Origin of the sequence: Nocardioides ginsengisegetis, from assembly GCF_014138045.1 — a bacterium.
In the GTDB taxonomy this organism is placed as follows: Bacteria; Actinomycetota; Actinomycetes; order Propionibacteriales; family Nocardioidaceae; genus Nocardioides; species Nocardioides ginsengisegetis.
Genome location: NZ_JACGXA010000001.1, coordinates 3,049,530 through 3,073,460, shown reverse-complemented (window position 1 = coordinate 3,073,460; position 23,931 = coordinate 3,049,530). Strand labels below are relative to the sequence as shown.

The 23,931-nt window shown below is 72.9% G+C and carries 19 protein-coding genes; 12 read left to right on the top strand and 7 right to left on the bottom strand.

Annotated features, from left to right (window positions below; translation table 11 throughout):
- Positions 1-88 precede the first annotated feature (88 nt).
- The 3 genes from FB382_RS14810 (at position 89) to FB382_RS14800 (ending at position 3,270) form a co-directional block, all read left to right on the top strand.
- Positions 89-1,627, top strand: a complete 1,539-nt coding sequence (locus FB382_RS14810; protein ID WP_182540339.1) for an Ig-like domain repeat protein — start codon at positions 89-91, stop codon at positions 1,625-1,627.
- 69 nt (positions 1,628-1,696) lie between these two features.
- Positions 1,697-2,527, top strand: a complete 831-nt coding sequence (locus FB382_RS14805; RefSeq protein ID WP_182540337.1) for a phosphate ABC transporter ATP-binding protein — start codon at positions 1,697-1,699, stop codon at positions 2,525-2,527.
- Positions 2,524-3,270, top strand: coding sequence for a lytic murein transglycosylase (locus FB382_RS14800; protein ID WP_343055621.1), 747 nt, complete (start codon positions 2,524-2,526; stop codon positions 3,268-3,270). Before FB382_RS14805 ends, FB382_RS14800 begins: the two co-directional genes overlap by 4 nt.
- A gap of 12 nt (positions 3,271-3,282) precedes the next feature.
- Here FB382_RS14800 and FB382_RS14795 read toward each other — a convergent pair whose 3' ends face one another.
- The 7 genes from FB382_RS14795 to FB382_RS14765 all read right to left on the bottom strand — a co-directional run bounded on the left by FB382_RS14795 (position 3,283) and on the right by FB382_RS14765 (position 10,404).
- Entirely contained in the window at positions 3,283-4,041 is a 759-nt protein-coding gene (locus FB382_RS14795) for an AfsR/SARP family transcriptional regulator (protein ID WP_182540334.1), read from the bottom strand.
- Positions 4,042-4,492: 451 nt separating this feature from the next.
- Positions 4,493-5,938: an exopolysaccharide biosynthesis polyprenyl glycosylphosphotransferase gene (locus tag FB382_RS14790; protein WP_220481363.1), complete on the bottom strand. Its 1,446-nt coding sequence runs from the start codon at positions 5,936-5,938 to the stop codon at positions 4,493-4,495.
- A gap of 188 nt (positions 5,939-6,126) precedes the next feature.
- Positions 6,127-6,804 carry a LuxR C-terminal-related transcriptional regulator gene (locus FB382_RS14785; protein ID WP_246377192.1) on the bottom strand — a complete coding sequence of 226 codons (678 nt, stop codon included), beginning with the start codon at positions 6,802-6,804 and terminating at the stop codon, positions 6,127-6,129.
- Positions 6,801-7,751 carry an ATP-binding protein gene (locus tag FB382_RS14780; RefSeq protein WP_182540328.1) on the bottom strand — a complete coding sequence of 317 codons (951 nt, stop codon included), beginning with the start codon at positions 7,749-7,751 and terminating at the stop codon, positions 6,801-6,803. The genes FB382_RS14785 and FB382_RS14780 overlap by 4 nt, the downstream gene beginning before the upstream one ends.
- A 253-nt stretch (positions 7,752-8,004) precedes the next feature.
- Positions 8,005-8,706 carry an ANTAR domain-containing protein gene (locus FB382_RS14775; protein ID WP_182540326.1) on the bottom strand — a complete coding sequence of 234 codons (702 nt, stop codon included), beginning with the start codon at positions 8,704-8,706 and terminating at the stop codon, positions 8,005-8,007.
- A gap of 28 nt (positions 8,707-8,734) precedes the next feature.
- On the bottom strand, positions 8,735-9,793 hold the full coding sequence (locus FB382_RS14770) for an LCP family glycopolymer transferase (protein ID WP_220481362.1): 1,059 nt from the start codon (positions 9,791-9,793) through the stop codon (positions 8,735-8,737).
- Entirely contained in the window at positions 9,790-10,404 is a 615-nt protein-coding gene (locus FB382_RS14765) for an acyltransferase (RefSeq protein WP_182540324.1), read from the bottom strand. Before FB382_RS14765 ends, FB382_RS14770 begins: the two co-directional genes overlap by 4 nt.
- 298 nt (positions 10,405-10,702) lie before the next feature.
- Here FB382_RS14765 and FB382_RS14760 point away from each other — a divergent pair, with 298 nt between their 5' ends.
- From FB382_RS14760 to FB382_RS14720, 9 genes are read left to right on the top strand one after another with little or no spacing between them, the layout of a single operon-like run.
- Entirely contained in the window at positions 10,703-11,557 is an 855-nt protein-coding gene (locus tag FB382_RS14760) for a glycosyltransferase (protein ID WP_220481361.1), read from the top strand.
- Positions 11,558-11,588: 31 nt separating this feature from the next.
- Complete coding sequence (locus FB382_RS14755; protein ID WP_182540322.1) at positions 11,589-16,325, top strand: DUF4082 domain-containing protein; 4,737 nt, start codon at positions 11,589-11,591, stop codon at positions 16,323-16,325.
- Positions 16,326-16,345: 20 nt separating this feature from the next.
- Entirely contained in the window at positions 16,346-17,413 is a 1,068-nt protein-coding gene (locus FB382_RS14750; RefSeq protein ID WP_182540319.1) for a Gfo/Idh/MocA family protein, read from the top strand.
- A complete protein-coding gene (locus tag FB382_RS14745) occupies positions 17,410-18,411 on the top strand; it encodes an SDR family NAD(P)-dependent oxidoreductase (protein ID WP_182540316.1) in 1,002 nt (333 codons plus the stop codon). The genes FB382_RS14750 and FB382_RS14745 overlap by 4 nt, the downstream gene beginning before the upstream one ends.
- Complete coding sequence (locus tag FB382_RS14740) at positions 18,408-19,550, top strand: DegT/DnrJ/EryC1/StrS family aminotransferase (RefSeq protein WP_182540314.1); 1,143 nt, start codon at positions 18,408-18,410, stop codon at positions 19,548-19,550. The genes FB382_RS14745 and FB382_RS14740 overlap by 4 nt, the downstream gene beginning before the upstream one ends.
- The gene (locus FB382_RS14735; protein WP_182540312.1) at positions 19,547-20,209 is read left to right on the top strand and encodes a NeuD/PglB/VioB family sugar acetyltransferase; all 663 of its coding nucleotides are present in this window, start codon (positions 19,547-19,549) and stop codon (positions 20,207-20,209) included. Before FB382_RS14740 ends, FB382_RS14735 begins: the two co-directional genes overlap by 4 nt.
- The gene (locus tag FB382_RS14730) at positions 20,206-21,318 is read left to right on the top strand and encodes a DegT/DnrJ/EryC1/StrS family aminotransferase (protein ID WP_182540310.1); all 1,113 of its coding nucleotides are present in this window, start codon (positions 20,206-20,208) and stop codon (positions 21,316-21,318) included. The genes FB382_RS14735 and FB382_RS14730 overlap by 4 nt, the downstream gene beginning before the upstream one ends.
- Positions 21,318-22,430, top strand: a complete 1,113-nt coding sequence (locus FB382_RS14725) for a glycosyltransferase family 2 protein (protein WP_220481804.1) — start codon at positions 21,318-21,320, stop codon at positions 22,428-22,430. The genes FB382_RS14730 and FB382_RS14725 overlap by 1 nt, the downstream gene beginning before the upstream one ends.
- Complete coding sequence (locus FB382_RS14720) at positions 22,427-23,920, top strand: oligosaccharide flippase family protein (protein ID WP_182540307.1); 1,494 nt, start codon at positions 22,427-22,429, stop codon at positions 23,918-23,920. Before FB382_RS14725 ends, FB382_RS14720 begins: the two co-directional genes overlap by 4 nt.
- Positions 23,921-23,931: the final 11 nt, after the last annotated feature.

Sequence of the window (23,931 nt, the reverse complement as noted above, 5' to 3'; positions counted from 1 at the left end):
GACCCTGCACCACCTCTCGGGAATGAAGCACCGGCACCACCACCATCACGCAGTTCCGAGCAGCACCCACTCCGAAGGAAACTCCGCAATGTTCGTACGCAAGTCCCTCGCGTGCCTCGTCGCCGCGGCCCTGACCGGTTCCGTCGTCGCCCTGACGGCCGTCCCGGCCCTCGCGGCGACCGACGCCGACGACCCCATGTTCACCCCCGTCGCCGCCGACCTCATCGGCGTCGGATCTGACACCAGCCAGCACGCGCTCACGCTGCTCGCGGACGGGTGGAACGCCCAGACGCCCGCCCCGGCGTTCAAGGTGGCGTCCTTCGCCGCCACCAGCGGCGGCACCATCACCCTCCCGGGCGGCGCGATCAACCGCCCCAACGGCTCGGGTGCCGGCAAGGCCCTGCTCTACGGCTCGGGCAACAACGCCGACGTCGACTTCGCCCGCTCCTCCTCGGCGGTCAGCGCCACCGAGGCGCAGGCCGGTCTCCAGGCCTTCCCCTTCGCCCTCGACACCCTGGTGATGGCGGTCTCCAACTCGGTGCCGTCCAACGCGCCGACCTCGCTGACCCCGGCCCAGATCGTCAGCATCTACAAGGGCGACATCACCAACTGGTCGCAGATCGACTCCTCGAAGTCGGGCGTCATCGCGCCGAAGATCCCGCAGGCCGGCTCCGGCACCCGCTCCTTCTTCGTGGCCCAGCTCAAGGCCATGAACGGCGGCGTCGACGTCACGCTGGCCAGCTCGGTCGCCGAGGTCCAGGAGCACGACGACACGCTGATCAAGAACGACCCCAACGCGATCGCCCCGTTCTCGAAGGGCCGTGCCGGCCTGCTCGGCACCACCCTGCGCCTCGAGGACGGCTGGAAGGCCGACCGCGCGCTGTACAACGTCGTCCGCCAGGCCGACCTGGCCCGCGCCGACATCCAGTCGGTCTTCGGTGAGAACGGCTACGTCTGCTCCACCGCGGCCCGCTCCGCGATCGAGGCCGCCGGCTTCCAGCAGCTCGCCACCTCGGCCCACGGCGGCGTCTGCGGCGCTCCGACCCAGTCCGCGACCAGCAACTTCACCCTGAACCAGCAGGTCACCACGACCACCGCGCTGTCCGGCACCAGCACCAAGGGCGGCGCCGCCACCCTGGTCGCTGCGGTCTCGGGCTCCTCGGCCCCCGACGGCACCGTGACCTTCAGGGAGGGCGACGTCGTCCTGCAGTCCGGCGTCCCGCTGGTCTCGGGCCAGGCGACGTACGACCTGACCGGCGCCACCCCGGGCTCGCACAGCTACAGGGCGGAGTTCGTCCCGGCCTCGGGCTCGCAGTTCGACCCGTCGACCGGTGCCGCCGACGTGCTGGTCAAGGCCGCCTCGTCCCTGTCCGAGTCCTTCCCGGCCAGCGTCCAGGCCGGCAAGCGCGCCCAGGGCACGATCACCGTCGCCTCGGCGGTGGCCCCCACCGGCAAGGTGACCATCTTCAAGGGCACCAAGAAGCTCGTGTCGGGCTCGCTGGTCGGTAGCAAGCTCACCGTCAAGCTCCCGGCGCTGGCGAAGGGCAAGAACACCCTCAGGGCCGTGTACGCCGGCAGCAGCACGGTGGCCGGCTCCACCAAGAAGTTCACCATCACCCAGAAGTGATCCGGTGCCGGCCCGCCCGGGAACGGGTGGGCCGGCTCTCCACGTCCAGCAACGATGCAAGGAACGACGATGAGTGCAGTGACCGACGAGACCACGGTCCTCCCGGCCGTCCCGGAGCCCACGGCCCTGGCCACGATCGAGGCCCGCGACATCACCGCCTGGTTCGGCCAGCACAAGGTGCTCGACCGGGTCTCCCTGACCATGCCGGCCGGCGGCATCACCGCGCTCATCGGCCCGTCCGGCTGTGGCAAGTCGACGTTCCTGCGCATCCTCAACCGGATGCACGAGCTCGTGCCGTCGGCCGCGCTGGCGGGCGAGGTGCTGCTCGACGGCCAGGACATCTACGACCCCGCCAAGCGGCTGATCGACGCCCGGCGCGCGATCGGCATGGTCTTCCAGAAGCCCAACCCGTTCCCCGCGATGTCCATCCGCGAGAACGTCCTGGCCGGGCTCAGGCTCACCGGGACCCGCGCCTCCCAGGGCGTCAAGGACGAGCTCGTCGAGTCCTGCCTGACGAAGGGCGGCCTGTGGAACGAGGTGAAGGACCGGCTCGACGCCCCCGGCGGCGGCCTGTCGGGCGGCCAGCAGCAGCGCCTGTGCATCGCGCGCTCCCTGGCGATCAAGCCCCGCGTGCTCCTCATGGACGAGCCCTGCTCGGCGCTGGACCCGACGTCGACCCGCGTCATCGAGGAGACGATGATTGACCTGGCCAGGGAGGTGACCATCGTGATCGTGACCCACAACATGCAGCAGGCGGCACGCGTGTCGACCCAGTGCGCCTTCTTCCTGGCCTCGCAGGGGACCCCGGGCGTCATCGTCGAGCACGGCGACACCGCCGCGATGTTCCAGCACCCGCGCGACCAGCGCACGTCCGACTACGTCAACGGTCGTTTCGGGTGAGCCCTGCACGCCTCATCGCGGCCCTGGCCGTGACGCTCGTGATCGTCTCCGGGCTCGGCTACCTCGCCGCCCACACGGTCATGGCCCGACCGCCCCTGGACCTCTCCTCCCCGCAGTACGTCTCCGCCCCGGTGCCCGCCGAGGCCGAGCCGACGGCGGCCGCCGGCCAGCCGCTGGGCGCCACGCAGGTGGACCCGGCCTGGCTCTCGGCGACGGCGTCCCGGACGGGGATCCCCGTCCCCGCGCTGCGGGCCTACGCCCGCGCCCAGCTCGACGGGGTGGGCGGCTGTGACGTCGGTTGGACGACCCTGGCCGGCATCGGCTGGGTCGAGTCCCGGCACGGCACCATCGGCGGCCGCGCCCTCGGCGACGACGGGCACTCCTCGACCCGGATCCTGGGGCCGGCGCTCGACGGGAGCGGGAAGTTCGCCGCAATCCGGTCCTCGGCCGACTCCCGGCAGTGGCACGGCGACCCCGTGTGGGAGCACGCCGTCGGGCCGATGCAGTTCATCCCCTCGACCTGGCGGACGTGGGCCACCGACGGGGACGGCGACGGGAGGGTGGACCCCAACGACCTCGACGACGCGGCCGCCGCCACGGCGCGCTACCTCTGCGCCGGCGGCACCGACCTGACGACGGGCACCGGCTGGGCGGCCGCGATCTTCAGCTACAACCACGCCCAGGAGTACGTCGACGCGGTGTACGCCGCGGCGACGACGTACGCCCGACGTTCAGCGGGCTGAGCCGAGCCCCGCTCAGGCCCCCAGGCCGCGCAGCAGGTGGAGGTGCAGCTCGCGGGTCTGCGGGGACGGGTCGGCCCCCAGCTCCTCGGCGAGGTGGGCCCGGTAGGACTCGAAGACGCGCAGCGCACTGCCGATCTCGCCGAGCTCGGCGTGCGCCCGCATCAGTGAACGGTGGGCCGTCTCCGAGCCCCGGTCGAGCCGGACCGCGTCGGCCGCGAGGTCCAGGGCCTCCCGGAAGTGCCCCAGCTCGAGCGCGGCCGCGGCGGCGTCGCAGAGCATCTCGTGGCGGGTGCGCTGCAGGTGCTCGCGCTCGGCGCGGGCCCAGGCGCTGTCCTGGTCGTAGGCGCGGAAGTCGTCGCGGTAGATCTGCTCGGCCGACCGGGTCAGGGCCAGGACCTGCTCGTGCTGGGCCTCGCGGGCGAAGACATGGACCTTGCGGGCGTCCTCGAGGAACTGCACCGCGTCCACCCAGGCGTCGCGCAGCACCAGACCGTCGGCCTGGCGCACGACGCAGTTGGTGCCCATGGTGCGGCGGATCTGGCTGGCGGCGGTGCGCAGGCTGTTGCGCCGTCGCTCCTCGGCGACGTCCGGCCACAGCTTCTCGACCAGCCGCGACGGCAGCACCGGGTGACCGGCGCTGAGCGCGAGAAGTCGGAGCAGGTCACGGGTCTTGCCCGTCCGCCACTCGTCGATGGCGACGGCAGAACCGTCCTGGCGCCACACCTGAAGCTCACCGAGGACACAGATGCGGATCAGTGGTTGCTCGTTCATGAGTCAGGCCCCTCCCCAGCCTCACGTTGTGCAGCACCTGTCTGACCGCAATATCACCGTAGAACAACGTTTTGCAACTCCGCAGTGGAACGGGTGAGTTACGGGGGCCTGTCTGGCGCACTTTTAACCTTGCCGGCCGGGGATCGAGGACTCACCAGCCGCCTCCGGTGTGCTGCCCGTCGCCATGGGGGGACATGCACAGGCAGTGCCGGGCTACCGAGGCGGGACTCCCCGAGGCTTGATCCGCGGACGGACCGTTCCTCCCCAGGTGTGCGGCTGGTGAGCCGTTCGCGTGCCGGGCCCCCTCCCGACCTCCCCACCATCCCGGCAGGCCTCGGGGTCGATCATCACCAATATTCGGGGGTCCGCCGTCCGATGCAGCAGGCGCGGACGCCGGGCTCGGGGCGGGCCGATAACAGGACACGGAGAGGGGGAGCGGCGGGGGAGGCCGTCAGTAGGCGCCGCGGTGGCCCAGCACCGCGCCGACCGTGCGCCAGACGATGCGCAGGTCCGAGCCCAGCGACCAGTTGTCGACGTAGCGCAGGTCGAGACGGACCGACTCCTCCCAGGAGAGGTCCGAGCGCCCGGAGACCTGCCAGAGGCCGGTGAGCCCCGGCTTCACGGCCAGGCGGCGGTGTACGTCGGGCGCGTACCTCTCCACCTCGCTGGGCAGGGGCGGGCGGGGTCCGACGAGGGACATCTGGCCGCGCAGCACGTTGACGAGCTGGGGGAGCTCGTCCAGGGAGTAGCGCCGCAGGACGGCGCCGACGCGTGTCACCCGAGGGTCGCAGCGCATCTTGAACAGCACACCCTCGACCGCCTCGCGTGCGGTCAGCTCCTCGCGGCGGCACTCGGCGTCGAGGCCCATCGTGCGGAACTTGAGCATCGTGAACGGCACGCCGTCGCGGCCGACGCGCGTCTGCCGGAAGAACGCCGGGCCCTTCGACTCGACCCGCACGGCCACGCTGATGGCGAGGAGCAGCGGCGCGAGGACGACCAGTGCGACAGCGGCGGCGACGCGATCCGCCACGGCCTTGGCCCGGCGCCGGACCCCGGTCGCGTCGGGGTGTCGCACCCGGAGGAGGGGGAGCGCGCCGGCGTACTCCAGGCGGGTCCGGTGGGAGGCGACGTCGAGGAGACCGGTCGCGATGAGCACCTGGGTGCCGGCCCGTTCGAGCTGCCAGCCCAGGCGACGCAGTGCGGCGGGGTCGTCGCGCTCGGTCGGCAGCACGATCACGGCCTCGGCGCCCAGGCGCTGTGCGGTCGTCGGCAGTTCCCGACCGGTGGCGGGCTCGTGGATCCCGACCACCTCGAACGCCGGCCGACGGTCGGTCGCGAGCTCGCGGAGCAACAGGTCCACGGCGGGCCGCGGCCCGGACACCACGACGCGCACGGGATCGGGCGGACGCAGGGCCGTGCCGGCCCGGCGCAGGCCGACGGCGAGAGCCGAGACCGACGCCGCGGCGACGAGCACGCGCCACGGCTCGAGCGGCTGTCCGCTCGTGGTCACGATCACGGGCGTGGCCGCGGCCAGGCCCACGCCGGCGCGGGCGATGCGTCGCAGGTCCCCGGTGGCCGACGTCGTGCGCCGGGCCTCGAAGGCGCCCGTGGCGCCGAGAAGGGCCAGCCAGGTGACCGTGACGGCGGCGAGCAGCAGCCAGGCGTCCGTCGTGGCGGTGAGGAGGGTGGGGCCGGTGGACAGCGTCACCGCCGACACGACGAGCGCCGCCAGCGCGTCCCCGGGGACGAGCGCCCACCGCGTCCGCAGCGGACGGGTGGACGCGGCCCCGGCAGCCGGGAGCTGTCGGGTGCCGCGGATCGAGAGGGGACGGACCAACCGGCGGAGGGCGTGGCGCGACGTGGCTGCTTCGGGACCGAGCGGGACGGTTGCCGTCACGACGTGGCGTCCTGGTGCGGCCCGGACACGGTGCCGGGTGCCGACTCGTCCATCGCACCCACCCCCCCCGTTGCCCGCTGCACGGTGCAACGGCTACCTCGACGGTAGGCACTGGCCGCGCCGCGGACATGCCGCAATTTGGGTGATCCCCCGTTCCGGGCCCCGAGGCCCGGCCGGCAGGGGCTGGGTCAGCGGTCCTCGGCGAGGACCGGGGGGCTCCAGCTGGCCTGGTGGGCCGCGCCCACCGCCGCCAGCTGCGAGGTGACGTCGAGCTTGGCGAGGATCGACTTGACCTGGGTGCGCACGGTCGCCTCGGAGACGAACGAGAGCTTCGCGATGTCCCGCACCGGGCGTCCGGCCATCAGGTGCGCGAGCACCTCGCGCTCGCGCAGGGTGAGCTGCTCGAGGCGGTCCCGGAGGTCCTGGATCTTGACCTTCTCGTGGTGGTAGACGGCCAGCAGCCGGTCCCGCTCCTCCCGCGACAGCACCGGCCGTCCCTCCCCGATCAGACGGATCGTCGCGAGGATGGTGTTGAGCGGCGTCGACTTGGGCAGCACCGTGCGGGCGCCGTACCGCAGGCACTCACCCCACCGGGCGCGGTCGATGCTCGCCGTCACCACGACCACGGCGATGCCGGCCTGGGTGAGCGGCTCGACGAGACGGGTGCCGTTGCCGGTGGACCCGAGGTCGAGGTCGAGCAGGACCACACGCGGGCGCATCCGGAGCACCTGGGTGAGCAGGTGCCCGGTGGAGACGGCGTGGTCGGTGATCGGGACGCGGTGCACGTCGTGGCCTTCCAGCGTCATCGCCACGTCCAGGGCCTCGGCGAAGAGCTGGTGGTCCTCGACGATGGCGACCCGCGTCAAGCCGAGTGACCGAGGCATGACGGGGCCGGCGCAGCGGTGGGCAGGGTCAGGGTGAACGTGGCTCCCGGAGTGCCCTCTTCGAGTCGCAGGTCGCCGCCCATCTCACGCGCGAGGGACCGGGCGATGTGCAGCCCGAGCCCCTGGCCCGGCGAGCCGGGTCCGCGGACGCCGCGGTCGAACAGGCGGGGCCGGACGTGCGGGGCGACCCCCGGTCCGCCGTCGATGACCTGCACCCGGACCGAGCCGGGCGTGGCCACGGCCGTCACGCGGATGTCGCAGCCAGGGGCGTGCCTCGCTGCGTTCTCCAGCAGGACGTGCACGATCTCGGCGATGTCGTCTGGGCGGCCCGTCGCGCACAGTGGGGTGCCCGACCAGCGCACACGGTGGCCGCGCAGGCGCAGCGACTCGGCCAGGGGGTTCACGACCTCCTCCAGCTCCACGCGCTGGACGGCCCGGTCGGGCTCCACCGCGAGCAGCCGCTCGAGGCGGCCGAGCTCGGACTCGCGGAGCTGCTCCAGCCGCTCACGGGTGGCCTCCTGGAGCTCCTTGTCGGCGTCGTGCAGCAGCTGGTGGGCGAGGGTGATCCCGACGACGGTGGCGCGCAGCTCGTGGAGCTTCTCCTCGTCCTTGCGCAGCGCTGCCTCGGCGGTCTCGGCGCGGGTGCCGAGCACCTCGAGGTCGGCCGGGGACGGCAGCTCGCGGGTGCGGTGCTCCATGTGGCGGTGCCCGGCCCAGGCCAGCAGCGGGAGCTGCGCCAGGGACCACGGGACGGCCATGGTGAGGCTGGCGGCCTCCGAGGCGCCACTCAGGACCGCGACCAGCAGCAGCGCGGGCGTGGACAGCACCAGCCCGGTCAGGAGCAGCAGTGGGCCGGTCGGACGGAGCGCGGCACGGCGCGGACGTACGTCGTCCCCTCCGTCGTCAGCGTCCGGAACGCCGGATGACACGAGTGGTGCCGGGTCCGGATCGGGCGACGTCGCGACGACCGGCCACGATGACGTGTCCGCTGGTTGCCCTTCTGTCCCCTGACGGCGTTCGGTAACGATGCGGTACATGGTTCCCCCCCTTGTGGCACCCCCTCGTGCCTCGTACACATGAAGCCATCGGGATGCGAAACGCGCGTCAAGACGACGTCAACGCCGTGGCAAATCGCCGTGAATTCAGGCGGGGGCGACGGATGTCGCAGGGGTGTGTCGCGTATCACATCGTGGACGGCTGATCGCCCGGGAGGGCGTCGCGGTCGGCCACGATGGCCTCGGCCAGGTCGCGGACCTTGACGTTGGCGTGCTGGGAGTTGCGTCGCAGGTAGCTCATCGCATGGTCTGCGGAGAGACCGTAGCGCTCCATCAGCATGCCCTGCGCCTGACCGATGAGGGTGCGGCTGGCCAGCCCTTCCTCGAGGTTGGCGATCCGGTCGACGAGGCGCAGGCCGAGTCCCGCGTGCTTGGCCGCCCTCCGCGCGCGCAGGAAGCCGGCAGTGGAGTGGGTGTGCGGTTCGTGGGAGAGGAGGTCGAGCGTGGCCGACCCCTGGTTGAGCTGGGTCAGTCCGACCAGGCGAGCCGAGAGCACGCCCGCCGCGGCGGCCCGGGCGCTCCAGGCCGGCCAGCGCGTGTCGGTGCGGGTGTCCGCGATCGTCAGGACAGACCCGGCCTCCAGGTCGTGGCTGCCGGGGCCGGGCTCACCAGGGGCCCGGGCCGCGTCGAGGTCGTGGACCACCGGGCTGGTCGCCGCCAGCCTGATCACGCCGCCGTCGGCGGGGTGCAACGAGACGCCCGCATGGTCGGCGTCGAGGTTGGCCAGCGCGAAGTCGGCGATCACCGCCGAGGCGTCCGGCAGCGTGCGCGTCCGGTCGAGTGCCTCGGTCAGGTCGGTGAGGGCCTCGAAGAGGCGATCGGCCAGCACGGGTCCCCTCCGTTTCGGCTCGGTGGCCTCACCGTACCGTCGTGGACGTCTCGTACCAGGGATGTTGCCCTGCCCAGTGCTCGATCCGGTCGTCGCGCACCGCGGACCACATGCGCCACCCCCGGACGTGGTCGAGGTGGACGACGCTCTGCGCGCCTTCCATGCCGAGTCCGGCGACCGGCACCGTGAGGTAGCGGATGTCGGCGGAGCGCAGGTTGCGCAGGGACAGCGCGAGTCCGGCCATGTCGCGTGTCGACCAGCCGGAGTCGACCGACAGGTTGCTGGTCACCGTCTTGAGGAAGTCCAGCACCTGCTGGGGGTCGTGCCGCATGGTCGTGTGGAGACTGTTCTCCATCAGCGTGCGCAGGAAGGCCTGTTGACGTCGTACGCGGTCCAGGTCGCCGCCGGGGAGGCCGTAGCGCTGCCCCACGTAGCTGAGCGCCTGCTCCCCGTCGAGGGTGTGGGTGCCGGCCGTCCAGGTGATGCCCCGGGCCGAGTCGTAGACCGTGGTGGGCACGGTGACCGTCACCCCGCCGACGGCGTCGGTGAGCTGACGGAAGCCCTCCCAGTCGATGACGGCCAGGTGGTCGATGCGGACGCCCGTGAGCTGCTCGACGGTCTGGACCGCCAGCGAGGGGCCGGCGTACGAGAACGCCGCATTGATCTTGTCCATCCCGTAGCCGGGGACGGCGACCCACGAGTCGCGCGGGATCGAGATCACCGAGGCACCGCGGCGGTCGCCGTCGATGTGCAGCACCATGAGGGTGTCGGTCCGCTGGGCGCCGGGGACCCACAGGGGGGCGGAAGCCGCGCGCCCCGTGGTCCCGACGGGGGAGCGGCGGTCGGTGCCCATCAGCAGGATGTTCACGGCCTTCGCGGCCGGTCCGGTCGTGGGCTTCGGCGGTCGTTGGGACTCGTCGAGGCCGGCGAAGACCCCGTCGATCCGACCGATGTGGCTGGTCAGGGTGTGCTGGATCCAGAAGATGCCGACAGCCGCCGTCACGGCCAGCATCGCCACGCAGGCCATCAGCCCGATGAAGGCATTGCGGACGGGATGGCGTCGCCGGGGGACGACCTCGGTGGTCACGAGCGGCTCCGCTCCTCCCGGAGCAGACCGTTGGTCTCGACGTAGGCGCGGCCGGAGACGGGGCAGCGGAACACATCGGCCCCGACGTACTGGAGCGGGACGCCGGCGTGGCCGACCCACTTGACCCGGCGGGCGGGAGAGCCGACCACGAGCGCGAAGTCGGGCACGTCCCGGGTGACCACGGCACCGGCCGCGACCATGGCCCAGCGGCCGATCTCGACCGGGGCGACGCACACGGCCCGGGCGCCGATGCTGGCGCCCTCCCGGACCGTGACCCCCACCGCCGTCCAGGCGTGCGCGTCCTTGAGCCGTCCGTCCAGGTCGACCGCGCGGGGGAAGTAGTCGTTGGTGAGCACGACGCCCGGTCCCACGAACACGCCGTCCTCGAGCACTGCCGGCTCGTAGACCAGCGCGTGGTTCTGCAGCTTGCAGCGGTCACCGATCCGGACGCCCGGGCCGACGTAGGCCCCACGCCCGATGATGCACTCGCGACCGACGTCGGCGAGCTCCCTGACCTGGGCCAGGTGCCAGACCTTGGTGCCCTCCCCGATGGTGGCCTCCGGGGCCACGTCCGCCGACTCGGCGATGAAGACAGGCTGCGTGTGGGGCATGGCCGAATGACAGCCCCGCGGGACGGCCCGTGGGGGCTTCGGACCGTGCGTTCCTCAACATTGGGCACCCCTCGTGAGACCTCGTCCAGAGGGGTCCGAAATGGGGCTAACCAATATCGGGGAACGGGTGTCCGCTGACCCCCGACGGCCCTGTTGCCGGGTGAGTCTCGGACCACATCCGAGGCGTCTCGGCGACCGGGTCCACCGACCCGCGCCACGAGCCGTCGCAGAAGCTTCAGCAGGCAGACAGGCACGAGACATGGACGTCCTGGGGGGCCCAGGGGTCGGGAGCCGGACGGTGCAGGACAGGGCCGTGCTGGCGAGCGTGGTCATCCCGGCCCACAACGAGGAGCGCGTCATCCCGCGCACCCTGGCGAGGCTGCAGCACGGCCTGCCGCCCGGTTCGCTCGACGTGGTCGTGGTCTGCAACGGCTGCACCGACGGCACCGCCGCGGCCGCCCGCCGGGCGGCCCCCGGTGCCCGGGTCCTCGAGATCCAGCAGCCCTCGAAGACGGCGGCCGTGCGCGCCGGCAACGGGGCCACCGACGTCTTCCCGCGGGTCCACCTCGACGCCGACGTCGAGCTGAGCGGCCGCGACCTGGTCGCCCTCGTCCGGCCCCTGCAGGACGGCCGCGTGCTGGCGACCGCCCCGCGCCGCGTTCTCCGCCGCGAGCACACCCCCTGGCTGGTCCGTTCCTACTACGACGTGTGGGAGCAGCTCCCGCAGGTCCGGTCGGGGCTGTTCGGGCGGGGCGTGATCGCGCTGTCCGCGGCCGGCCAGGCCCGCGTCTCCGCGCTGCCGCCGTTGATGAGCGACGACCTCGCCACGTCCGACGCGTTCAGCGCCGACGAGCGCCGGGTGGTCGAGGAGGCCGAGGTCGTCGTCGTGGCCCCGGGGACGGTCCGTGACCTGGTGCGGCGACGCACGCGGGTCGCCACCGGCAACTCCCAGGCGGCCGACCACGGTGCCCGCCGGCCCGAGTCCGTCACCACCTGGCGGGCCCTCGGCCGCCTGGCCCTCGCCCGTCCCGCCCTCGCCCTGCGGCTCCCCGTGTTCATCGGCATCGCCCTCGTGGCGCGCGCCGCCAGCCGCGGTGCCGTGCGCCGTGGCGACTACAGCACCTGGCTCAGGGACGAGAGCTCCCGTGCCTGACCCCGCACACCTGCCCCGAAGGAATCGCCCCGTGACGACCAAGACCCCCACCTCGCGCACCGGCATCGCGGCCATCCTCGCCGGCCTCCTCGCCGTGGCCGTCCTGGCCCTGGTTCCGATCGGCTCCGCCTCGGCTGCGGGGGACCCGTGCGGCGCCGGCGGCAACCGGATCGCCTGCGAGAACAGCCTGCCCGGCACGCCGAAGAGCGTGTGGGACGTGGCGGGCTCCGGTGCCACGGACATCCAGGGCTTCTCCACCGACATCAGCGTCGACGTCGGGCAGCGTATCGACTTCAAGATCGACACCACCGCGACGGCGTACAGCATCACGATCTACCGCACCGGCTACTACAACGGTGACGGCGCCCGCCAGGTGGCGACGGTGACGCCGTCGGCGGCCCTGCCGCAGGTCCAGCCGCAGTGCATCACCGATGTCGCCACGGCCCTGTACGACTGTGGCAACTGGGCCGTCTCCGCCTCGTGGGACGTGCCGAGCACCGCGGTCTCGGGGGTGTACATCGCGCGCCTCCAGCGGGCCGACAACAACCACGCGAGCCTGATCACCTTCATCGTCCGCGACGACTCCAGCCACTCCGACGTCGTCTTCCAGACCTCTGACCCCACCTGGCAGGCCTACAACCTCTACGGGGGAGCGGACTTCTACGCCGGCGGCGGCGTCGTCGGCCGTGCCTACAAGGTGAGCTACAACCGGCCGATCACCACCCGGGACGGGTCGGGCGGCCGCGACTTCTACTTCGCCAACGAGTACCCGGCCGTGCGCTTCCTCGAGCGCAACGGCTACGACGTCAGCTACATCGCCGGCGTCGACACCGACCGCGCTGGCGCTCTGCTCCAGAACCACAAGGTCTTCCTCTCGGTGGGCCACGACGAGTACTGGAGCAAGGCGCAGCGCGCCAACGTCGAGGCCGCCCGGGACGCGGGGGTCAACCTGCAGTTCCTGAGCGGCAACGAGGCCTACTGGAAGACGCGCTACGAGGCTTCTGCCGATGCCTCCGGCACGCCGTACCGGACCCTCGTCTGCTACAAGGAGACCTGGGCCAGCGCCAAGATCGACCCCTCCGACGAGTGGACCGGCACGTGGCGGGACCCGCGCCTGGCCCCGACGAGCAAGGGCGGCGGGAGCCCCGAGAACCAGCTGACCGGCACCCAGTTCCAGGCAAACCACGACGACCTCGCGGTCACCGTGAGCTCGGAGGAGGGCAAGCTCAGGCTCTGGCGGGACACCGGCCTGGACGCCCTGCCCGCCGGGACGTCCCAGGCGCTCGCACCGCACACCATCGGCTACGAGTCCGACGAGGACGTCGACAACGGCTTCCGGCCCGCGGGCCTGATCCGGCTGTCCACGACGACCGGCACGACGCCGGAGTACCTCCTGGACTTCGGCAACGCCGTGCAGCCGGGCACGACGACCCATCACCTCACGATGTACCGGGCACCCAGTGGCGCGCTCGTCTTCAGCACCGGCTCCATCCAGTGGAGCTGGGGACTGGACGGCGTCCACGACAGCCCGGTGACGGCCCCGGCGCCCGATCCGCGGATGCAGCAGGCCCAGGTCAACGTGCTGGCGGACATGGGCGCCCAGCCGGCCACGCTCATGGCCGGGCTCGTCGCGGCCACGAAGTCCACCGACACCACCGCCCCGACGGTCACCCTCGACGCGCCCGCGGCCGGCTCGTCGCAGCCCAACGGCTCCCAGGTCACCCTCACGGGAACGGCGACGGACGTCGGCGGCCGCGTGGCCGGTGTCGAGGTGTCCACGGACGGTGGCCAGTCCTGGAGCGCCGCCACCGGCTCCGGCTCGTGGAGCTACACCTACGTGCAGCACGGACTGGGCAGCACTCCCGTGCAGGTCCGCGCCATGGACGACAGCGCCAACATCGGCACGCCCGTCACCCGGTCGTTCAACGTCACCTGCCCGTGCAGCGTCTTCGGCGACGCGGTGCCCCTGGTCCCGGCCGCCAACGACGGTGCGGCGCTCGAGCTCGGCCTGCGGTTCACCCCACGCGTGGACGGCTTCGTGACCGGCGTCCGCTTCTACAAGGGCACCGGGAACAACGGCACGCACGTGGGATCGCTCTGGAGCCCCAGCGGGCAGCGGCTGGCCCAGGTGACGTTCTCCGGCGAGTCCCCCACCGGCTGGCAGACCGCGACGTTCTCCTCGGCCGTCCCGGTGTCGACCGGGCAGACCTACACCGTGTCCTACACCGCGCCCACCGGGCACTACGCCGTGCAGCTCTTCGCCTTCTCCTACCGGCCGGTGTCCGCACAGCCGCTCGCGGTGGAGGGCGGCCTGGGCTCCGGGGCGGCCGGTGTCTTCGGCACGCCCGGGCAGCTGCCGGTCTCGACGTTCCAGAAGGCCAACTACTACGTCGACCCGGTGTTCTCGACGGCCGACAGCTCGCCGCTCGTGGTCACCAACCAGTGGCCGTTGCCGGCCTCGTCGTCGGTCCCGTCGGGGACCACGATCAGCGCGAAGTTCTCGCGTGCCCTCACCGCGGCGGGACCGACGGTCACGGTGAAGGACCAGAACGGTGCCAACGTGCCGGGCGCGACCACCTACGACACCGCGTCCCGGGTCGTCACGTTCACCCCCACCAGCCCGCTCGGCGGCCTCGTCACCTACACGGTGACCCTCGCCGGCACCGACCTCGACGGCGGCGGGGTCACCTCGGGTGGGAGCTGGCAGTTCACGACGGCCCGGCCGCCGGGTGTCCCGGGCGTCTGCCCGTGCACGCTCTTCGACGAGTCGCTCCTCCCGACGGTCCTCGACCCGGCGGAGTCCACGCCCGTCACGCTCGGGGTGCGCTTCTCCTCCAGCCAGGCGGGCACGATCACCGGCCTGCGGTTCTACAAGGGCCCCAACAACACGGGCGTGCACACGGGCTCCCTGTGGGCGATGGACGGGACCGAGCTGGCGCAGGGCACCTTCGTCGGGGAGTCGACGAGCGGGTGGCAGACGCTGGCGTTCGCCCAGCCCTACCCGATCGCGGCGAACACCGAGTACGTCGTGTCCTACCGCTCGCCGACCGGGTCGTTCTCGCTGACCCCGAACGCCTTCGCGGCCGCCGACCTCTCCCGGGCACCGCTCCGGGTCGCCTCGGACTCGGGCGCCTACACCTACGCCGGCGGGTTCCCCGGCTTCACCTCGACCACCAACTACCTGGTCGACCCGATCTTCGCCCCGCCCGCCCCACCCCTCTCGGTCGTCTCCCAGGACCCGGCGCCCGGCGCGGTCAACGTGCCACGGGCGACCCCCCTGACGGTGACGTTCAGCGACCCGGTCAACCCCGGGGCCACGATGGCGGTCACCCAGCAGCCGAGCGGTACGCCGATCACCGGGACGACCGGCCTGGACGCCTCGCGGACCCGCCTGACGTTCACGCCGGGAGCGCTGATGCCACCCGACACCGACATCAGGGTCGTGCTCAGCGGCGTGACCTCGGTCGCCGGGGCGAGCCTGGCCACCCAGACCTGGACCTTCCACACCCGCACCCCGGACCCGAGCGCGAGCCAGTCGCTCTTCGGTGACTACCTGCCGACCGTCCCGTCGGCGGCGGAGAGCTCTCCGGTCGAGCTGGGCACGGCGTTCTCGGCCTCGAAGACCGGGACCGTCACGGCCATCCGGTTCTTCAAGGCCGCGGACAACCTGGGCGTGCACACGGGCTCGCTGTGGAGCGCGACCGGGACCCGGCTGGCGACGGTCACCTTCGCGGGCGAGACGGCCACCGGGTGGCAGACGGCCACGCTGGCCCAACCGGTGACGGTCACCGCGGGGGCGACGTACGTGGTGTCCTACTACGCACCCCAGGGCCACTTCTCCTCGACGCCGGGCTTCCTCAACACGGCGTTCACGTCCGGGGACCTGACGGCCCGGGGGACCAGTAACGGGCTCTACACCTACGGCACCGGGGGCGGCTTCCCGACGACCGCCACCGCCGGGACGAACTTCTTCGTCGACGTCGTGTACGCCGCGCCGACGATCACCACGGTCAGCCGGGCGCCGGCACCGGGAGCCACGGGCGTCGCCCGGGACACCCTGCCGTCGCTGACCGTCTCGGCACCCGTCGGGTCGGGCTGGTCGATGACGGTCAAGCAGGGCACGACGACCATCGCCGGCACCGCGTCCCTCTCCTCGGACCAGAAGACGCTGACGTTCAAGCCGGCGGCCGTGCTGCCGGCCGACGCCGACCTCACGGTGACTGTCGCAGGCGTGGTGTCGACGGCGGGCGCGGTCCTGGGGACCCAGTCGTGGACGTTCCACACGACCGACACCACGTCGCTGTTCACGGGCGTGGCACCGACCACCGTGGACACCAACGACAAGCTCGCGATCGAGCTCGGCGTGGCGTTCAGCTCCGCAGTCAACGGCACCGTCACGCAGATCCGCTTCTACAAGGCGACCGCCAACACCGGGACGCACACGGGATCGCTGTGGTCCTCGTCGGGCACCCGGCTCGCGACCGTCACCTTCACCAACGAGACCGCCAGCGGATGGCAGACGGCGACGTTCTCGACGCCGGTGCCGATCGTGGCCGGCCAGACCTACGTGGCGTCGTACTACGCCCCGAAGGGGCACTACTCGTCCACGCCGAACTTCTTCAAGAACGGCGCGTGGAAGGCGGCACCCCTCACGGCGCCGGCGACGACCAACGGCCGGTACCGCTACGCCACCGGCGGCGGCTTCCCGACCACCACCAACAAGAGCACCAACTACTTCGTCGACGTGGTCTTCAGGCCGACGGCCTGACGGACCCTGGGGGGAGCACCATGACAACAACACGACGGCTCGGAGTGGCCGTGGTCGGGGCGGGCTACTGGGGGCCCAACCTCGTCCGCAACTTCCGTGCGAGCGACGAGTGGGAGCTGGTCGCGGTGTGTGACCGCGACCTGGAACGCGCTCAGCGCGTGGTCGGGGGCAGCCGCGACGTGCTGGTGACGGGGGAGCTGACGGACGTGCTCGTCCGAGGCGACGTCGACGCGGTCGCGATCGCGACCCCCGCCGGCACGCACGGCACGATCGCGCTCTCGGCCCTGCGGGCGGGCAAGCACGTGCTGGTGGAGAAGCCGCTGGCCCACTCGAGCGCGGCGGCACGCCTGATGGTCACCGAAGCCCGGGCCCAGGGGCTGGTCCTGATGACGGACCACACCTACTGCTACACCCCGGCCGTGCTCCGGATGCGCGAGCTGATCGAGGCCGGCGAGCTGGGCGACGTGCTCTTCGTCGACTCCGTGCGGATCAACCTCGGTCTCGTCCAGCCCGACGTCGACGTCTTCTGGGACCTCGCGCCGCACGACCTGTCGATCCTCGACTTCATCCTCCCCGGCGGGCTGCGGCCCACCGGGGTCGCGGCCCAGGGCGCCGACCCGATCGCGGCCGGCAAGGCCTGCGTCGGCTACCTGACCCTGCCCCTGGCGGACGGTGCGATCGCGCACGTGCACGTCAACTGGCTCAGCCCCACCAAGATCCGCCAGATGGTGGTGGCCGGGACCCGGCGGACCCTCGTGTGGGACGACCTCAACCCCCAGCAGCGGCTCAGCGTCTACGACCGCGGCGTGGACCTGGTGCAGCAGTCGGTGGACGCCGCCGACCGCGACCAGAGCCAGATCTCCTACCGCCTCGGCGACACCTGGGCGCCGGCGCTGCCCGAGCGCGAGGCGCTCGGCGCGATGGTCTCCGAGCTCGCGGCCAGCATCCGCGAAGGGCGGCGACCACGCACCGACGGGGCCGCGGGGCTGCGGGTGCTCTCCGTGCTCGAGGCGGTGGCCGCCAGCACCGCCGCCGGGGGCGCGCTCGTCGACGTCTCCACCACCGACTCGTGGCTGGAGCGGGTGTGAGCGGCCGGCTGGCCGGCGCGCACGTGCTCGTGACGGGCGGGGCAGGCACGATCGGCTCGACCCTCGTCGACCAGCTCGTCGAGGCCGGGGTCGACCACGTGACCGTGCTGGACAACTTCGTGCGCGGCCGCCACGTCAACCTCGACGGCGCGCGGGCCTCCGGCCGGGTCGACGTCATCGAGGGCGACATCCGCGACCGCGACCTGGTCCACGACCTCGTGCGCGGCAAGGACGTGGTGTTCCACCAGGCGGCGATCCGGATCACCCAGTGCGCCGAGGAGCCGCGCCTGGCCCTCGACGTCCTCGTCGGCGGCACCTTCAACGTCGTCGAGGCCGCCGTCGCGGGCGGCGTCTCCAAGCTGGTCGCCGCCTCGTCGGCCTCGGTCTACGGGATGGCCGAGGAGTTCCCCACGGGCGAGCGCCACCACCACCACAACGCCGACACGCTCTACGGCGCGGCCAAGTCGTTCAACGAGGGGCTGCTCCGCAGCTTCCGGGCCATGAACGGCCTGGACCACGTCCTGCTGCGCTACTTCAACGTCTACGGCCCGCGGATGGACGTGCACGGCCGCTACACCGAGGTGCTGGTCCGCTGGATGGAGCACATCGACGACGGCCTCGCACCGGTGATCTTCGGTGACGGCAGCCAGTCCATGGACCTCGTCTTCACCACCGACGTGGCCCGCGCCAACGTGCTCGCCGCCGAGTCCGACGTCGTCGAGGGCGCCTACAACGTGGGGAGCGGCACCGAGACGACCCTGGCGGAGCTGGCCGGGGCCCTGCTCCGGGTCATGGGGTCCAAGCTCCAGCCCGAGCACGCCGAGGCCCGGGCGGTCAACGACGTGTCGCGCCGGCTCGCCGACGTGACCGCCGCCCGCGCCGACCTCGGCTTCCAGTCCCAGGTGGGCCTCGAGGACGGGCTGCGGCAACTGGTCGCGTGGTGGCGCCCGCTGCGCGGCGAGATCGCCGCCGGACGAGCCTTCGCGGGGCTGTCATGAGCCGGATCAACGTCATGCAGCCGTGGCTCGGCGAGGAGGAGATCGCCGCGGTCACCGAGGTCATCGCCTCCGGGTGGGTCGCCCAGGGCCCCCGCGTGGCCGAGTTCGAGGCGCGCTTCGGCCTCGCCGTCGGCTCGCCCCACGCCGTCGCCACCTCCAGCTGCACCACCGCCCTCCACCTCGCTCTCGTCGTCGCCGGGATCGGGCCCGGTGACGACGTCCTCGTCCCGTCCTTCTCGTTCATCGCCACCGCCAACGCGCCCACGTACGTCGGCGCGCGGCCCGTCTTCATCGACGTGGACGAGACCACCGGGAACGTGACCGCGGACGCGGTCCGGGCCGCCATCACCCCGCGCACGCGGGCCGTGATCGTCGTCGACCAGGGCGGCGTCCCGGTCGACCTGGACCCGATCCGGGCCGTCTGCGACCCCCGCGGCATCGTGGTGGTCGAGGACGCAGCCTGCGGCGCGGGATCGACGTACCGGGGCCGGCCGGTGGGCGCCGGCGCCGAGATCGCCTGCTGGTCCTTCCACCCGCGCAAGCTGCTGACGACCGGCGAGGGCGGGATGCTGACGACCACCCGCGCCGACTGGGCGGCGCGCGCCCGGCAGCTGCGCGAGCACGCGATGAGCATCTCCGCCGCGGCCCGGCACACCTCCGTGCTGCCGCCCGCCGAGGAGTACGGCGAGGTCGGCTTCAACTACCGGATGACCGACCTGCAGGCGGCCCTCGGGCTGGTCCAGCTGTCCCGGCTGCCCGAGATCGTCCGGCGGCGCCGCGAGCTGGCGGCCTGCTACACCGAGCAGCTGCGGGGGGTCCCCGGGCTGCGCTGCGTCGCCGACCCGCCCTGGGGAACCAGCAACTTCCAGTCGTTCTGGGTCGAGGTCCTGCCCGGTCACCCGGTCGGCCGGGACGGCCTGATGCGGCTGCTCGCGGAGGCCGACATCTCGGCCCGCCGCGGGATCATGGCCGCGCACCGGCAGCCGGCCTACGCCGACCGTGACTGCGGCTGGGGCGAGCTCCCGGTCACCGACCGGCTCTCCTCCCAGACCCTGATCCTGCCCTTGTTCCACCAGCTCTCCCCGGTCGAGCACGCGCGCGTCGTCGAGGTCCTCCGCACCGCAGGGGTGCCGCGGTGAACGCGCCACCGGAGCTGGTGCTCGTCGGCGCGAGCGGGCTGGCCCGCGAGGTGCTGTCGGTCGAGCACGGTCGCAACGAGGCCGGGCGGGTGGTGGTGCTCGACGACGACCCGCTCACCTGGGGCGCCTGGGTGTCCGGCGCCTGCGTGGTCGGTGGCCTGGAGCGGTTGCTGTCCTTCGAGGAGGCCGCCGTCGTGGTGGCCGTCGGGAGCGGGGCGGCGCGCTCCGCGATCGTGCGCCGGCTGACCGCGATGGGCACGGGGACGGTCCGCTACGCGCGGGTCGTGCACCCCGACGTCGACGTGCCGCAGAGCTGCTCGGTGGGCTCGGGCAGCATCGTGCTCGCGGGGGTCGTCCTGACCGACTCGGTCACCGTCGGGCGCCACGTCGTGCTGATGCCGAACGTGACCCTCACCCACGACTGCCGCGTCGCCGACTTCGGCACGATCAGTGCCGGGGTCGCGCTCGGCGGCGGGGTGCGGGTGGGCCACGGCGCCCGGATCGGCATGAACGCCTCCGTGCGCGAGGGGGTCAGCGTGGGTGCCGGTGCGACGCTCGGGATGGGCTCGGTCCTGCTCGAGGACCTCCCCGCCGGCGAGACGTGGGTCGGGGTCCCCGCACGGCCGATGCGGGCCCGGGCCGGCAGGCGGTCCGCATGAGGATCCCCCTGGTGGACCTCGCGTCCCAGCAGGCCGAGATCGCCGACGAGGTGCGGGCCGGCCTGGACGAGGTCTTCGCGAGCGGCGCCTTCGTCGGCGGCCCCCAGGTCGCCTGCTTCGAGCAGGAGTACGCCGGCTTCATCGGTGTGCGGCACTGCGTCGGCGTGGCCAACGGCACCGACGCCCTCGAGCTCGCGCTCCGCGTCGCCGGTGTGGGGCCCGGTGGCGAGGTGATCCTGCCGGCCAACACGTTCGTCGCCACGGCCGAGGCCGTGTCGCGGCTCGGCGCCCGGCCGGTGCTGGTGGACGTCGACGACGAGCACCTGCTGATCGACCCGGCCCAGGTCGAGCGCGCGGTCACCCGGCGGACCCAGGCGATCGTGCCCGTCCACCTCTACGGCCAGGTCGCTCCGATGGAGCGGCTCGCACCGATCGCGGCCGCCGCCGGCGTACCGCTCGTCGAGGACGCGGCCCAGGCGCAGGGCGCCCGGCGGCACGACCAGCCGGCGGGCGGGATCGGGTTGCTGGCCGCGACCAGCTTCTATCCCGGCAAGAACCTCGGCGCGGCCGGCGACGCGGGAGCCGTCACGACCGACGACCCCGAGCTGGCGCACCGGGTGCGGGTGCTGGCGGCCCACGGGTCGCCCACGAAGTACGTCCACGACGAGATCGGGGTCAACTCCCGCCTCGACACGGTGCAGGCGGTCGTCCTGCGCGCGAAGCTCGCGCGCCTGGCGCGGTGGAACGACGCACGCCGTCGGCTTGCTGCCCGCTACGGCGAGCTGCTGGCGGACGTGCCCGGGGTGCGGCTGCCCGTCGAGGCAGAAGGCAACACCCACGTGTGGCACCTCTACGTCGTCCGGGTCGAGGACCGGGACCGGCTGCTCGGCGAGCTCGCAGAGGCCGGGGTCGGCGCCGGCGTGCACTACCCGACCCCCGTGCACCTCACCGGCGCCTACGCCTGCCTCCGCCGGGGACCCGGCAGCTTCCCGGTCACCGAGGAGGCGGCCGGCCGGCTGCTGTCCCTCCCGCTGCACCCGCACCTGACCTGCGAGCAGCAGGACCACGTGGTCGCGAGCCTGGTTCACGCCCTCCACGGGACGGCGTGATGGTCGCCCCGGGGCTGGCGCTCGCGCTCTCCCGGAGCGGGGGACGGGCGGTCCCGGTCGTGGACCACCAGGACGGCCTGGGCCGCGCCTCGGTCGTCATCCCGTGCTACCGCTACGGCCACTACCTGGCCGGTGCGGTCCGGGCGGCGCTCGACCAGCCCGGGCTGGAGGTGGAGGTCATCGTGGTCGACGACGCCTCGCCGGACGACAGCGGCGACCGCGCCGACGACCTGGCTCGGGCCGACCCACGGGTCACCGTGATCCGGCACCGCAGCAACCAGGGGCACATCGCGACGTACAACGACGGTCTCGAGGCCGCCACCGGCGACTGGGTGGCGCTGGTGTCGGCGGACGACCTGCTGACTCCGGGGGCGTTGACGCGGGCCGCGGCCCTGATGACCGAGCACCCGGCCGTCGGGTTCGCCTACGGGCGGGCACGGCACTTCGGCGGCGTGCCGCCGACGCCGCGGCTCGACGCCAGCCACTGGATCGTGTGGCCCGGTGAGGCGTGGCTGCGGGCCCGGTGCCGGACCGCCCACAACGTGATCGCGTCACCGGAGGTGGTCGTACGGGGGTCGGTGCTCCGCTCCGTCGGCGGCTACCGGGCCGACCTGCCCCACTCCGGCGACCTGGAGATGTGGATGCGGGTGGCCGCGGTGTCCGACGTGGGCTACGTGGTCGGCCCCGACCAGGCGCTCTACCGCCAGCACCAGGACAACATGCACACCACGACGTTCCGCGCCGGCCAGCAGGACGGCGCGGCGATCGACCTGCGGCACCGGTGGGCGGCCTTCCGGGCCGTCCTCGACGACGACGCGCGGCCGCTCGCGGTCGGTGCGGCCCTCGACACCGAGGCCCGGAGGGCGCTCGCCGCCGAGGCGCTGGACCGGATCCTCAGCGCCCGTGCCCACGGCCGGGAGGGCCGGGTCGTGGAGGAGCTGGTGGGGCTGTGGCAGGAGATCGTCCCGGAGGCGGAGGCCCACCGGGGGCGCGCGCTCGCGCTCGGCGAGTGCTCCCCGCTGCGGTCGCGGTCGGCATGGCTGCCCCGCGCCGCGCGCAACAGGCTCCGCAACGAGCTGCGGTGGTGGCGGCTCAACCAGGTCGGCGCATGACTGCCGTCGAGGTCCCCGGCGGTCCCTCGATGGGCCGCCGGATGCAGCACGCCGCCCTCTGGACCAGCCTCAACTCGTTCGTGCTCCGTCTGGCGCAGTTCGCCGTCGGCGTGGTCGTCGCCCGGCTGGTCGCACCCGAGCAGTTCGGCGTCTTCGCGGTGGCGCTGATCGTGCACGCGATCGTCAGCAACATCAGCGACCTGGGCGTGAGCGCGGCCATCGTCCGCGCCGACCGGAGCCTGCACTCGATCGCCCCGACCGTGCTCACGATCGCGCTCACGGCGTCCTCGATGCTCACCGCGTCGATGTTCTTCGCGGCGCCGGTCCTCGCGACCAGCCTGGGGGCCCCGGAGGCGGCCTCGGCGATCCGCATCCTGTCCTTCACGGTGCTTCTCGGCGGGCTCACCTCGGTGCCCTACGGGATCCTCGTGCGCGACTTCCGGCAGGACAAGCGGTTCGTCGCCGACGTCCTCAACTTCGTCGTCAGCACCGCGGCGGTGATCGTCCTGGCGAAGCGGGGCTGGGGCGCCGACGGCCTGGCCTGGTCCAGGCTCGGTGGCCAGCTCGTGTCGTGGGCCGTGCTCGTCGCCATGATCACCCCGCGCTTCCGGCCGGGGTGGCGCCGCAGCGAGGCCCGGGCCGTGCTGCGCTACTGCCTCCCGCTCGCCGGTGCCAGCGTGGTCGCCTTCGCCCTCACCAACGTGGACTCGGTCATCGTCGGACGCGAGCTCGGCCCGCTGGCCCTCGGCCTCTACGCCCTCGCCTACAACGTCGCCGGCTGGCCGGTCAGCGTGTTCGGCATGATGATCAACGAGGTGGCGCTCCCGGCGTTCGCCCACGTGCGCCGCGACTGGAACAACCTGCCTGCACGGCTGGCCGCGATCTTCGCCCTCGCCGCCGCCGTGGCGCTTCCGGTGAGCCTGTGCTGCCTGGCCCTCGCGGACTCGCTCGTCGTGTCCGTCTACGGACCGACCTGGGGCAGGGCCGCGCCGGTCCTGGCGGTCCTGGGCGTCTTCGGGTCGATGCGGATCCTGCTGACCGTCCTGACCATCTACCTCACCGCCGTGGGTGCGTCCCGCTCGGTGCTGGCCATCCAGGGGACCTGGATCGCGGCGCTGGTGCCGGCCTTGATGTTCGCCGTGCACTCCGACGGCATCGTCGGTGCGGGCGTGGCCCAGCCGCTGGTGGCGGTGCTGGTGGTCTGCCCCCTGGCCTTCTGGGCGGTGCGCCGCCACGGCGGCGGGTCGGCCTGGCACCTGCTCCGGGCCTGCGCCCGGCCCGCGCTCGGCACCTGCCTCGTCGGCGCCACGTTGCTCGCGGTTCGCGAGCTGACGACCCCGGGCTGGACCCAGCTCCTCGTCGCGGGCACGCTCTCGCTCCTCGTCTACGCCGCGTCCACCGGTCCGTGGGTGCGGCGGCACCTGCGCAGCATCCGCCAGCAGTGGGACGCCCATGACGCGGCGCAGGAGCAGGAGCCGGCGCGCGCCTGACAGACGGCAGC